This window comes from Pseudomonas sp. Pseusp15, assembly GCF_059492165.1.
The window spans coordinates 3,784,772-3,797,324 of record NZ_CP168523.1; the positions used below are offsets into that span (position 1 = coordinate 3,784,772).

Below are 12,553 nucleotides of genomic sequence, written 5' to 3' on the forward strand. Positions count from 1 at the left end.
CCCTTCCTGATCTGTCCCGAAGTTGGTATGCCCGGCCCTCGCCGGTTGTAGTGCTTCAGGACAGAACGGTGGGCACCGTGATGGTGCCCAAACAAACATAGAGAATGTGGAGACAACCCCCCATGCAAACCGACACAACTCGCGAGAACCCGCAAGGCACCTTGCCGCAGGCCGCCGATTCGAATTCGGATCTGTCCGCCACCGCGCCTGGCCAACTGCGCGTGATCAAGCGTAACGGCACTGTCGTCCCTTACACCGATGACAAGATCACCGTCGCCATCACCAAAGCGTTTCTCGCAGTTGAGGGCGGCACCGCTGCCGCTTCGTCGCGAATCCACGACACCGTTGCCCGCCTGACCGAACAAGTCACCGCGACTTTCAAGCGTCGCATGCCTTCGGGCGGCACCATCCACATCGAAGAAATCCAGGACCAGGTCGAACTGGCCCTGATGCGTGCCGGCGAGCAGAAAGTCGCCCGCGACTATGTGATCTACCGTGACTCCCGCGCCAAAGAGCGCGCAGCGCACTCCCCTGCCGAAGAAGCCGTCAACGCTCACCCATCGATCCGCATCACCCGCGCCGATGGCAGCCTCGCACCGCTGGACATGGGTCGTCTGAACACCATCGTTACCGAAGCGTGCGAAGGCCTGGAAGAAGTCGACGGCGAGCTGATCCAGCGCGAAACCCTGAAAAACCTGTACGACGGCGTGGCCCTGACCGACGTCAACACCGCCCTGGTGATGACCGCCCGTACGCTGGTCGAGCGTGAGCCGAACTACTCGTTCGTGACCGCCCGCCTGCTGATGGACACCCTGCGTGCCGAAGGCCTGGGCTTCCTCGGTGTCGCCGACAGCGCGACCCACCACGAAATGGTCGACCTGTATGCCAAGGCACTGCCTGCATACATCGCCAAAGGTATCGAATTCGAATTGCTGAACCCGGTTCTGGCGTCCTTCGACCTGGAAAAACTCGGCAAGGCGATCAACCACGAGCGCGATCAGCAGTTCACGTACCTGGGCCTGCAAACCCTGTACGACCGTTACTTCATTCACAAGGACGGTATCCGCTTCGAACTGCCACAGATTTTCTTCATGCGCGTGGCCATGGGCCTGGCGATCGAAGAGAAGCAGAAAGAAGACCGTGCGATCGAGTTCTACAACCTGTTGTCGTCCTTCGACTACATGTCCTCGACCCCGACCCTGTTCAACGCCGGTACCCTGCGTCCACAGCTGTCGAGCTGCTACCTGACCACCGTGCCGGATGACCTGTCGGGCATTTACCACGCGATCCACGACAACGCCATGTTGTCGAAATTCGCAGGCGGCCTGGGCAACGACTGGACCCCGGTTCGGGCGCTGGGTTCGTACATCAAGGGCACCAACGGCAAATCCCAGGGCGTCGTGCCGTTCCTGAAAGTGGTGAACGACACCGCCGTCGCCGTTAACCAGGGTGGCAAGCGCAAAGGCGCTGTCTGTGCCTACCTGGAAACCTGGCACATGGACATCGAAGAGTTCATCGAACTGCGCAAGAACACCGGTGATGACCGTCGTCGTACCCACGACATGAACACCGCCAACTGGATCCCTGACCTGTTCATGAAGCGTGTCTTCGATGACGGCAAGTGGACCCTGTTCTCGCCGTCCGAAGTACCGGACCTGCACGACCTGACCGGCAAGGCCTTCGAAGAGCGTTACGAGTACTACGAAGCCCTGACCGAGTACCCGGGCAAGGTCAAGCTGTTCAAGACCATCCAGGCCAAAGACCTGTGGCGCAAAATGCTGTCCATGCTGTTTGAAACCGGCCACCCATGGCTGACCTTCAAAGACCCGTGCAACCTGCGCAGCCCGCAGCAGCACGTGGGCGTGGTTCACAGCTCGAACCTGTGCACCGAGATCACCTTGAACACCAACAAGGACGAGATCGCCGTTTGCAACCTGGGCTCGATCAACCTGCCGAACCACATCGTCGACGGCAAGCTGGACACCGCCAAGCTGCAACGCACCGTGAACACCGCCGTGCGCATGCTCGATAACGTGATCGACATCAACTACTACTCGGTGCCGCAAGCGAAGAACTCCAACTTCAAGCACCGTCCGGTCGGTCTGGGCATCATGGGCTTCCAGGACGCTCTGTACCTGCAGCACATCCCTTACGGTTCCGACGCTGCCGTCGAGTTCGCCGACAAGTCGATGGAAGCGGTCAGCTACTACGCGATCCAGGCTTCCTGCGACCTGGCTGACGAGCGTGGCGCCTACGAGACGTTCCAGGGTTCGCTGTGGTCCAAAGGTATCCTGCCGCTGGATTCGCAACAGATCCTGATCGAGCAGCGTGGCCAGAAGTACATCGACGTTGACCTGAACGAAACCCTGGACTGGGCACCGGTTCGCGCCCGTGTGCAGAAAGGCATTCGTAACTCCAACATCATGGCCATCGCACCGACCGCAACCATCGCCAACATCACCGGCGTGTCGCAGTCGATCGAACCGACCTACCAGAACCTCTATGTGAAATCGAACCTGTCGGGCGAATTCACCGTGATCAACCCGTACCTGGTTCGCGACCTGAAGGCTCGCGGCCTGTGGGACTCGGTCATGATCAACGACCTGAAGTACTACGACGGTTCGGTGCAGCAGATCGAGCGCATCCCGCAAGAACTCAAAGAGCTCTACGCGACGGCCTTCGAAGTGGACACCAAGTGGATCGTCGACGCCGCCAGCCGTCGTCAGAAGTGGATCGACCAGGCTCAGTCGCTGAACCTGTACATCGCCGGCGCTTCGGGCAAAAAACTGGACGTGACCTACCGCATGGCCTGGTACCGTGGTCTGAAAACCACCTACTACCTCCGTGCCCTGGCCGCAACCAGCACCGAGAAGTCGACCATCAACACCGGTAAGCTGAACGCTGTTTCCAGCGGCGGCAACCACGGTGACGACTCGGTCCTGGCAGCCCCAGCCGGTCCAGCTCCAGTGCCGAAGGCCTGCGCCATCGACGAGCCGGATTGCGAAGCTTGCCAATAAGCTGAGCCGGTAGGCGCTCCAGGGCGCTTACCTGAAACCCCCGATGAGCCTCTGGCTGGTCGGGGGTTTTCTTTTGCCTCTGCCTTGTAGGAGCGAGGCTTGCCCGCGAAGAACGATGACGCGTAATACCTGAAAAACCGCAGTGCATTCTTCGCGGGCAAGCCTCGCTCCTACAGAATGAAAAAACCCCTCTTGCGAGGGGTTTCTTATGCAGCACTATCAAGCATCAAGTCATCTGAATGATGGTCTGCATGATGGTGCTCTGGGTGGAGATGGTCTTGGCGTTCGCCTGGTAGTTGCTCTGCGCCTTGATCAAATCAACCAGTTCGTTGGTCAGGTTGACGTTGGACTCTTCCAGCGAGTTGGACACGACCGAACCCAGGGTACCGGTCTTCGGCGCATCGACACCGGCCACACCGGAGGCGAAGGTTTCTTTCCAGCGCGTACCGCCAATTGGCTGCAAGCCTTGCTCGTTGGCGAAGCTCGCCACAGCCACCTGGCCGATGGCCTTGGTTTGCTGGTTGCTGAAGTTGGCGGTCATGACGCCGCTGGCGTCGATGGTCAGGCTGGAGATCTGGCCGGTGGCGTAGCCGTCCTGGTATTGGGCGGTACGGGCGGTTGGCGAGTTGTAAGAAGTGGTCAGCGCCATGTTGAACGCGATACCGCCAGTGGCAGCGACGGAACCGTTCGGCCCCCAGGTCACAGGAATCGTTGCGGCGTTGGTAATGGCACCTGGCACCCAACCGGTCATGGTCAACGTGTTGCCAGTCTGGGTCCAGCCGGCACCCGCCGTCAGCGTGTTAATGCTGCCGTCGGAGTTGAAAGTGATGTCAGCGGTGATCGGCACTGGAGGCGTGGTTGCAGGGTTGGCCGGGGAGCGACCGTCCATGTAGGTATAGACACGCCAGGCATTGGTACCCGTCTTCACGTAGTACTGATCCATGGTGTGCTCGTTACCCTGGCTGTCGTAGACCTTGGTGGAGATGGTCTTGTTATAGCTGTTGGTATCGGTCGGGCTGAACGGGGCCACGGTCGGCGTGGTTTCCGCCGAGTTCAGGTTCATCGTCTGATCAACCTTGGTAGTCGGATTCGGCTTCAGGCTCGAGGTGTCGATCTTCAAGTCAGTCAACACACCGTTGATGATCTTGCCATTGGAATCGACGCCATAACCCTGCAAGCGGTTGCCGTTGTTATCGACCACAAAGTTTTGAGCATCGGTCTTGAACGCACCGGCACGGGTGTAGCTCAGGGAACCGTTGTCGCTGAGGATGAAGAAGCCGTTGCCCTGAATGCCCATGTCCAGCACGTTGCCGGTGTTGTTCACATCACCCTGGCTGAACTGCTGGGAAACGTTGGCCAGGCGCACGCCGTTACCGATGGTCTTGCTGCCGGTACCCAAGCGAGTGGCCGAGTACACGTCTTCGAATTCTGCACGGGACGATTTGAAACCGGTGGTCGCGACGTTGGCGATGTTGTTGCCGGTCACGTCCAGTTGTTTGTTGGCTGCATAGAGACCGCTAAGGCCGATATTGAAAGACATATTCCACTCCTTTGTGCCGTGTTAGTCGGCTCTATAGACCAATGGTTTGCACTTTGGACAGGGCAACGCTGCCCAGGCCTGCCAGGTTCAACATCAACTCACCGCCGGTCTGGCTGATGGTCACGCTGTTGACCGTTGCCGGCAGGTAAGTAATCAGTGAGGTGTTCGTGCCGTCGATGGTGCTCGTTGCGCCGAAGGTGTAAGTACCCGCCGGTGCCACCGCGCCCGAACTGTCCTTGCCGTCCCAAATGAAGCTGGCATTGCCGGCGCTTTGACTGCCCAGGTCGAGGGTGCGGATGACCGTGCCTGCCGAGTTGGTGATTTTGACGGTGGCTGCGGAAACCGATGTTGGCACCACGACGGTACCGTTGAGGCTCTTGGAGGTGTCGACCACGGCCTTGTCGGTCTGCGCGATGACCGAGCGGCCCACCAGCGAAGAAGCCTGCAAGGCTTGCGAGGAGTTGTAGTTGCCGGCAATACCGCTGACGGTGTCGTTCAGCGTGGTGATGCCTTCCAGGCTACTGAACTGCGCCAACTGGGCTACGAACGCGCTGTTGTCCTGAGGATCGAGCGGGTTCTGGTTTTTCAGCTGGGTGACCAGCAGTTGCAGGAACGCATCCTTGCCCAATGCCTTGCTGCCGGTGGCACTGCTGGTCGCCGCGGAAAGACCATCACTGGTGGTCGTGGTCTTGACCGAAGAGTTGGCCAGGACATCCTTGAGGCTTACGCCGCTGGTGGTATCGGTAACACTCATCGAAAGTCGCCCCTTATCACTGACCGAGGGTCAGGACCTTCTGCATCATGGTTTTGGCGGTGTTCATCATTTCGGCGTTGGTCTGGAACGAACGGCTTGCGGAAATCATGTCGGCCATTTCTTCGACGACGTTGACGTTCGGGTAGTAGACGTAGCCCTTGGCATCGGCGGCCGGATGATTCGGCTCGTAGCGCGCTTCAAGGTTGCTCTGGTCTTCGACCACACCCAGCACTTGCACGCCTTGACCGGCCGCGTCCTGGTTCTGGAACAGCGAATCGCTGCCGCCGCTCTGGCCGCCCTGGAACATGGTGGCGAACACCGGGTGACGGGCGCGATAGGTCTGGTCGATGCTCGACGAAACGGTCTCGGCGTTGGCGATGTTACTGGCGACGGTGTTCAAGCGAGTGGTCTGGGCACTCATGCCGCTACCGGCAATGTTGAAAACACTGGACAGGGACATGAATTACTCTCCGCGCAGGGCTGACACCAGCCCTTTGAATTTACTGTTGAGCAGGGTGAAGCTGGCCTGGAAGTTGACCGCGTTTTCCGCGTAGTTCGACTGTTCCAGTTGGGCGTCCACGGTGTTCTGGTCGATCGACGGTTGCATCGGCGTGCGATACATCAGCGACTCGTCGCCATTGCCCAGGCCTTCAGCTTCGATGTGACGGCTGTTGGTCATGCTCAAGGCGAACTTGCCGTTTTTGGTTTTCTCGTTCTGCTCGGCGAGCACTTTCGAGAAGTCCAGATCCCGAGCCTTGTAGTTCGGGGTGTCGGCGTTGGCGATGTTGTTGGCCAGGACTTCAGCACGCTGAGCGCGGAAGCCCAGGGCTTGTTCGTGGATACCGAGCGCTTTATCGAAGCTGATGCTCATGTCGGGAAACCTTCGGGTGACCTGATTTTTCGTAACGTGAACATAGCAAGCGGCGTGCCAATTTAAAAAAGCCCGTAAACCGGGGCTTTGCGAGCAGTAACGAGGCGGCAATGCCAGAAAAGCGGCAACCGATTTCCGCCGCCTGCCGCTTTTCTGCCGCTTTCCCAGGGCAACACCGATCAACTGTAGGAGCGAGGCTTGCCCGCGAAAACGGTGTGCCAGACAACAATCATCATTGACCGCCCCAACGCTTTCGCGGGCAAGCCTCGCTCCTACAGGTATTGGGGTGCCTATGAGAAACAAGCAGGCAAAAAAAACGGGCGCCCCTGAGGACTCCCGTTTTTTTGTATGCCGTCAACGAATCACTTCGCCTGGTAAATGATCCCCGGGCTGCACTGGACCATCTGGTAATGGTCCGGCAAACCGTTCAGCGCTTCGGACGCGCCAAGGAACAGATAACCGCCCGGCTTGAGCGTGCCGTGAATGCGCAACAGGATGTCTTTCTTCACCTCGGCGGAGAAGTAGATCAGCACGTTGCGGCAGAACACGATGTCAAACTTGCCCAGGCTTGCGTAGCTGTCCAGCAAGTTGAACGAGCGAAACTCCACCCGACTCTTGATTGGTGCCTTGATGGCCCAGCGCCCCGGCCCCTTGGGGTCGAAGTAACGCTGAAGGCGCTCGGGCGACAGACCGCGACCGATGGCCAGGCTGTCGTACTCGCCGGTCTTGCAGTTGGTCAGCATGCTGCCGGACAGGTCGGTGGCAACGATCTGCACGCCCATCTTCAACTGGCCCATGTTGACCCGTTCGAACTCATCGATGGACATCGACAGCGAATACGGTTCCTGACCCGACGAACACGCCGCCGACCAGATCCGCAGGCGCTGACCGGGGCTGGCCTTGATCGCTTCAGGCAATACCTTGTTCTTCAAGACTTCAAACGGATAGGTGTCACGAAACCACAGGGTTTCGTTGGTCGTCATGGCATCCACCACCATCTCGCGCAAACCGCTGCGCGGCTGGGTCTGGATGCGCTGAACCAGCTCACCCAACGATTTGATGCCCTGCTGTTCCATCAGTTTGTTGAGACGGCTCGAGACCAGATATTGCTTGTTTTCACCGAGCAAAATGCCACAGGCTTTTTCCAGGAATACCCGGAACTGTTCGAAATCCAAATTACCCGTAGACAAAGATACCGCCTCTTAAATCGTGTTGACCGCCAGGGGCAGAAGGCCTCTAGCTGTTATCTGCTGCTTTGATCCGGTCGACTACCCGGGATGCCAGGTCATCAGGACGGAACTTGGCCAGGAAGTCATCGGCACCGACCTTCTTGACCATCGCCTGATTGAACACTCCCGACAACGAAGTATGCAGGATGATATGGAGCTTTTGCATGCGCGGATCGGCGCGGATCTCGGCCGTCAGGGTGTACCCGTCCATCTCCGGCATCTCGATGTCGGAGATCATCATCAGGAACTCTTCTTCCGGCTTCTTCCCCTCGTCAACCAGCTTGCGCAGGTAATCCAGCGCTTGCCGGCCGTCGTTCAACGCCACCACTTCGACACCGATCGTTTGCAGGCAACGGGTCACCTGCTTGCGTGCCACCGACGAGTCGTCGACCGTCAATACGCGCAAGGAGAGCGCCTTGTGCTGGGTCTCAACATCGACCACGCCCACCGAAATCGCTTCCGGCGTCGGCGCCACTTCCGCCAGCACCTTCTCGACGTCGATGATTTCGACTAACTGGTTGTCGACCCGAGTCACAGCCGTCAGGTAGTGATCGCGCCCCGTGCCCTTGGGTGGCGGATGAATCTCCTCCCAGTTCATGTTGACGATGCGCTCCACCGACCGAACCAGGAAACCCTGGGTCTTGGTGTTGTACTCCGTGATGATCACGAAGGGATTGCTCTGGTCCAGCAACCGACCGGCACCGGTCGCCATCGCCAGATCCAGGATCGGAATGGTTGCCCCCCGAATATTCGCCACACCGCACACGACAGGACTGGACTTGGGCATCAGGGTTAGCTTGGGGCATTGCAGCACCTCGCGAACCTTGAACACGTTGATCCCATACAGCTGCTGGCCGTCGAGACGGAACAACAACAGCTCAAGGCGATTCTGCCCTACCAGTTGCGTGCGCTGGTTCACCGAATCCATTACACCAGCCATGCCCAGACTCCTACACCAACGCTAAGTGTGTTGCGACGCACATTCATCACGAAACGGCACGGCGCTTGCTTTTTAACTCTTATGAACACAGAACCGACATTTTTCCGACACCTGACATCAACCTGCCGCAGATTGCTCTGCGCGATGTCGGCCGCTTGCCTGTTCAACGCTGGCAGCCCTGCCCTTGCTGATACGGTTACCTTGCCTGACATGCTTATCGGCGTCACCCAGGGCTTTCTTGAATTCACCGTAGAGGACTATCTGGCCACCAGTCAAACGCAAGGTCGCTACGAAATCCAGGTCAACCAGCTCGATCCGCGCCTGCGCATGCCTATGTGCGACAAGGAATTGACAGCCACCCTCGAGAGCCCGGCAAGGCCTCTGGGACGGGTCACGGTCAAGGTTCGCTGCGAGGGCGCCTCGCCCTGGACGGTCTTCGTGCCCGCTCAAGTGAAGCTGTTTCGCGACATTGTGACGACCACTCGTCCGCTCAAGCGCACAGGGATTATCGAACCTCAGGACGTAACCCTGCGCGAGCGTGATATCAGCCTGATAAATCAGGGGTTTCTGACTTCCGTCGATCAGGCGATCGGGCAAAAACTTACCCGACCAATGGTCGCCGATCAGATCATTACGCTGGTGCATCTCGAACAGGCGGAAGTGGTTCGCAAGGGCGACCAAGTGGTGATTACCGCCCGCAGTGGTACGCTCAGTGTGCGCATGCCGGGTGAAGCGCTATCCAACGGCGGCCTGAGCGAACAGATTCGCGTGAAGAACCTTAACTCCCAGCGGGTCATCAAGGCGCAAGTCACCGCGCCCGGCCAGGTGGAAGTGGCCATGTAAGGGCTCTGTGTTTGTGAAGTGATGGCGCACCGCCTGGCGGTTGCCTAAACTGTGCCGCATGCAGGGCATGCGCTGGCGCATGCAAGCTCATTGATAAATGGGCCTAAAGTTTTTCGGGGAATCGCCGAAAACATGGCAAGCGTCCAAATATCCAGAGGTTTATTGTCATGGTCATCGATTTCAGTCGTTTAAACAGCTCCTCGTCACTTACGGGCAGTACGCGTACCAGCACCGCCAAGGAAACCGCCGAAGCCGGCCAATCCACGCCGCTGAATACCCCGGCCGAACAGGCCAGTACCACCAAAAGCGGGGAATCGGTACACCTCAGCAATGAGGCTCAACAGTTGCAGAAGGTCACTGACAAGCTGCGCGATCAGCCTGCCGTCGACAACGCCCGCGTGGCCGAGTTGAAAGCAGCGATTGCCGATGGCAGCTATAAAGTCGACAGCAACCGTGTAGCCAGCAAACTGCTCAACTTCGAAGCCCAGCGCTAGGCCACGGCCCGCGCCAGGCTTTTGGACGCTTAAAACCCAAGGCCAGCCATGCACGACACTCATTTACTGCAACTGATCATCGACGACTTTGCCCCGGCGCAACAACTGCTGGAGCTACTGCAAACCGAGTCCCTCGCCTTGCACGGTCGCGACATGCCACTGCTCGAAGAAATTCTGGCGCATAAACAGGCATTGATCATTCTGCTCGAACAGCATGGCCGCAAGCGCAGTGAAATCCTCGCCAGCCTCAACCTGCCAACCAACCGCCAGGGCCTGGAGCAACTCGCCAGCCAGTCGAGCATTGGCGAACGGTTGCTGGGACAGAGCGACGTGCTCACCGACCTCCTGGCCCAGTGCCAGGCCGCCAATGCCAACAATGGCCAGTCGATTCTGGTGCAGCAGGCCGCCACGGCCAACCAGCTGAAAATCCTCACCGGCGGCGAGCCGCCAGCGCTCTACGATGCCCGCGGATCAACCTCCAAGCTCGCCAAGCCACGCCCGCTCAGTCAGGCTTAAGCCTTTCAATGAGCACGCCCTATCAAGACGCGAAACATGCTGGCAGAATGCCGGCCAGTAGTCATATTTGTCTGGAGATTGATACCTCGTGTCCAATGCCTTAAGCGCGGAAGATGCTCCGCAGCCACCCAAGGTGCTCACCACGCCCCTGGAAATCTCCGGCAACCTGCGTCAGCTGCAAGACAGCCATGACCCGCTGATCATCACGTTCCACGAGCGCAGCCAGCGCTTCCAGAGTTATCTGGTGGACGTCGACCGTGACAGCAAGATGATCGCCCTGGACGAAATGATCCCGCGCGACGGCGAACGCTTTCTGCTGGCCGGCGAACCGTTCAAGGTCGAAGGCTTCCACGACGGCGTGCGCATCGCCTGGGAAAGCAATGGCCCGCTGACCATCGACGAGTCCGGTGATGGCCGCTGCTACCGGGGCGCGCTGCCCGATGAGGTGGTTTACCACCAGCGCCGCAATGCTTTCCGCGCTGCGTTGAAGCTGGCACAACTGGTCAATGTCGAGCTGGGCGGTGAGAAACTCAAGTCGCCCCTCGGCGGCAAACTGCTGGACATCTCCGCCACCGGCTGCAAGTTGCGCTTCGAAGGCGACATTACCGCCAAGCTGCAATTGGGCCAGGTCTACGACCGCTTCATCGCCGCCCTGCCCTTCGGCAGCATGACGGCACCGGTGGAGCTGCGTTACCTGCACTTTGAAGAAAAGATCAACACCACCTTCGCCGGCGTGCGTTTTCACAACATGAGCGGCCTGGTGCAACGGCAGGTCGAGCGGTTCGTCTATCAGCTGCAACGTGAAGCGCGGCGCTTCGATAAAGACGATTTCTGATACGCCCCGCCAATAAAAAACGGGCAGTCCCTTACGGTGACTGCCCGTTTTTTTATGCCTTGATCACGGCCGCGCTTCGGTAAAACTTTGCTCGCGACCTGCGTCCGGGTCTTCTGAATCCGAAACTGGTTCAGGTTCTGGTTCGGGCCCGGCATCCGGATTGACATCAGCCTCCGGGTTGACCGGATTCTGCATCTGATCCTGCACCACCTGCTCATCAACACGCGGGTCAAGGCAAGCCACCAGTGGCGAACTCGTCATGCTGTCCGGCATGGCCACGTGATGCAGTGGAGCATCGTCCACCTGATGCAGATTGGTGACTGCTTTCGGGCGGATTCGCCACACCAGCACCAATGCAAAAAAACTGAAAAAGGCATAAAGCATCTGGCTGCCGAACAACTTCATCAATACCCCTGCCACCAACGGTCCGACACTCGCGCCGACACCGTAAGTCACCAGCAGCATCGCCGTCAGCGACACCCGGCGATCACCCTCGACGTGGTCGTTGGAGAACGCCACCGCCAGCGGGTACAGACAGAATTGCACCAACGAACAGAGGAACCCGGCGATGAACAGCACCTCCAGTTGCACCTGCGGCATGATCGCCAGCGGCAACGCGGCCAGTGCCAGGCTAAACGCAAAACTTCGGATCAATACCGCCCGGTCATAACGATCCGATAGCCATCCCAACGGCCACTGCACCACCAGGCCTGCAAAAATGCAGCTGCCCATGAACAGACCGACCTGCTCGGTGGACAATCCTTGCTGGGAGGCATACAGCGGCGCCAGGCCGTAGAACGAGCCGACGATCAATCCCGCCCCCAACACCGTGCTCAGCGACTGCGGCACACGCTGGATGAAAAAGCGCGGTTCCATCGGCGCCGGGTGCAAAGGTGCCGGGTGAATCCGCCGGGTCAGGGCCACCGGCACCAGACACAGGGCAAAACACAGTGCGACCAGCATCAGCAGTTCCAGGCCCAGGCCCGGGTGCATGACCAGAATCAGCTGCCCCAACACCAGCCCCAGGTACGAGGCGATCATGTAGCCGCTGAACACCACGCCACGCTGCTTGGCTTCTGCCTGCTCGTTGAGCCAGCTTTCGATCACCATGTACTGGCACATCATGCCCAGGCCAACGATCACCCGCAGGAACAGCCACGCGGGCAGCCAGTCCACCAGGCCATGGCCCAGCACCGCCGCACCGACGATCCCGGCGCAGGCTGAATAAGCTCGAATATGCCCGACCCGGGCAATCAGCCGATGGCCGATCTTGCCGCCCAGCACCAGGCCGAAATAGTTGGCCGCCATCAACGCGCCGACCCACAGGCTGTCGACCTTATCGGCCGCCAGGCGCAGGGCAAGGTAAGTACTCAACAGGCCCGAGCCGATCAACATCATCAGCGAGGCGAAATAAAGTCCTCGAAAGGATTTCAGGATTTGGCGCATTGGCGTTCCGAGCGGCTCCTTGCAGTGAGTATCGGGCTATCGACAACGATAGCCCGATGGCGACAGGT

Annotated in this window: 12 protein-coding genes; 5 read left to right on the plus strand and 7 right to left on the minus strand. The window is 59.1% G+C overall.

All coding sequences use genetic code 11. The annotated features are described in order from the left end of the window. The first annotated feature begins 122 nt into the window (after positions 1–122). On the plus strand, positions 123–3,017 hold the full coding sequence (locus ACEN8R_RS17245) for a ribonucleoside-diphosphate reductase subunit alpha (RefSeq protein WP_018926318.1): 2,895 nt from the start codon (positions 123–125) through the stop codon (positions 3,015–3,017). A 226-nt stretch (positions 3,018–3,243) separates the two neighbouring features. Here ACEN8R_RS17245 and flgE read toward each other — a convergent pair whose 3' ends face one another. From flgE to ACEN8R_RS17275, 6 genes are all read right to left on the minus strand, one after another. Beyond that, on the minus strand, positions 3,244–4,557 hold the full coding sequence (gene flgE / locus ACEN8R_RS17250) for a flagellar hook protein FlgE (RefSeq protein ID WP_064616487.1): 1,314 nt from the start codon (positions 4,555–4,557) through the stop codon (positions 3,244–3,246). 31 nt (positions 4,558–4,588) lie between these two features. Next, entirely contained in the window at positions 4,589–5,311 is a 723-nt protein-coding gene (gene flgD, locus ACEN8R_RS17255; RefSeq protein ID WP_428632868.1) for a flagellar hook assembly protein FlgD, read from the minus strand. A gap of 16 nt (positions 5,312–5,327) precedes the next feature. After that, positions 5,328–5,771 (minus strand): flagellar basal body rod protein FlgC, encoded by a 444-nt coding sequence (gene flgC, locus ACEN8R_RS17260; protein WP_007937507.1) that lies wholly within the window; start codon positions 5,769–5,771, stop codon positions 5,328–5,330. Positions 5,772–5,774: 3 nt separating this feature from the next. Next, positions 5,775–6,182: a flagellar basal body rod protein FlgB gene (gene flgB, locus ACEN8R_RS17265; RefSeq protein ID WP_007937506.1), complete on the minus strand. Its 408-nt coding sequence runs from the start codon at positions 6,180–6,182 to the stop codon at positions 5,775–5,777. Positions 6,183–6,544: 362 nt separating this feature from the next. After that, positions 6,545–7,372, minus strand: coding sequence for a protein-glutamate O-methyltransferase CheR (cheR, locus tag ACEN8R_RS17270; protein ID WP_495624216.1), 828 nt, complete (start codon positions 7,370–7,372; stop codon positions 6,545–6,547). Between the two features lie 46 nt (positions 7,373–7,418). Next, entirely contained in the window at positions 7,419–8,351 is a 933-nt protein-coding gene (locus ACEN8R_RS17275; protein WP_007937503.1) for a chemotaxis protein CheV, read from the minus strand. 81 nt (positions 8,352–8,432) lie between these two features. On the opposite strand from ACEN8R_RS17275, the gene flgA reads away from it, so the two are divergent. The 4 genes from flgA to ACEN8R_RS17295 all read left to right on the plus strand — a co-directional run bounded on the left by flgA (position 8,433) and on the right by ACEN8R_RS17295 (position 11,039). After that, entirely contained in the window at positions 8,433–9,194 is a 762-nt protein-coding gene (gene flgA, locus ACEN8R_RS17280; RefSeq protein ID WP_026286438.1) for a flagellar basal body P-ring formation chaperone FlgA, read from the plus strand. 167 nt (positions 9,195–9,361) lie between these two features. Continuing rightward, complete coding sequence (flgM, locus tag ACEN8R_RS17285) at positions 9,362–9,688, plus strand: flagellar biosynthesis anti-sigma factor FlgM (protein ID WP_018926323.1); 327 nt, start codon at positions 9,362–9,364, stop codon at positions 9,686–9,688. Between the two features lie 48 nt (positions 9,689–9,736). After that, entirely contained in the window at positions 9,737–10,204 is a 468-nt protein-coding gene (locus tag ACEN8R_RS17290) for a flagella synthesis protein FlgN (protein WP_018926324.1), read from the plus strand. A gap of 88 nt (positions 10,205–10,292) precedes the next feature. Then, positions 10,293–11,039: a flagellar brake protein gene (locus tag ACEN8R_RS17295; protein WP_230174709.1), complete on the plus strand. Its 747-nt coding sequence runs from the start codon at positions 10,293–10,295 to the stop codon at positions 11,037–11,039. 63 nt (positions 11,040–11,102) lie between these two features. Here the strand turns inward: ACEN8R_RS17295 and ACEN8R_RS17300 are convergent, their stop codons facing one another. Then, a complete protein-coding gene (locus tag ACEN8R_RS17300) occupies positions 11,103–12,485 on the minus strand; it encodes an MFS transporter (protein ID WP_018926326.1) in 1,383 nt (460 codons plus the stop codon). Positions 12,486–12,553 lie beyond the last annotated feature (68 nt).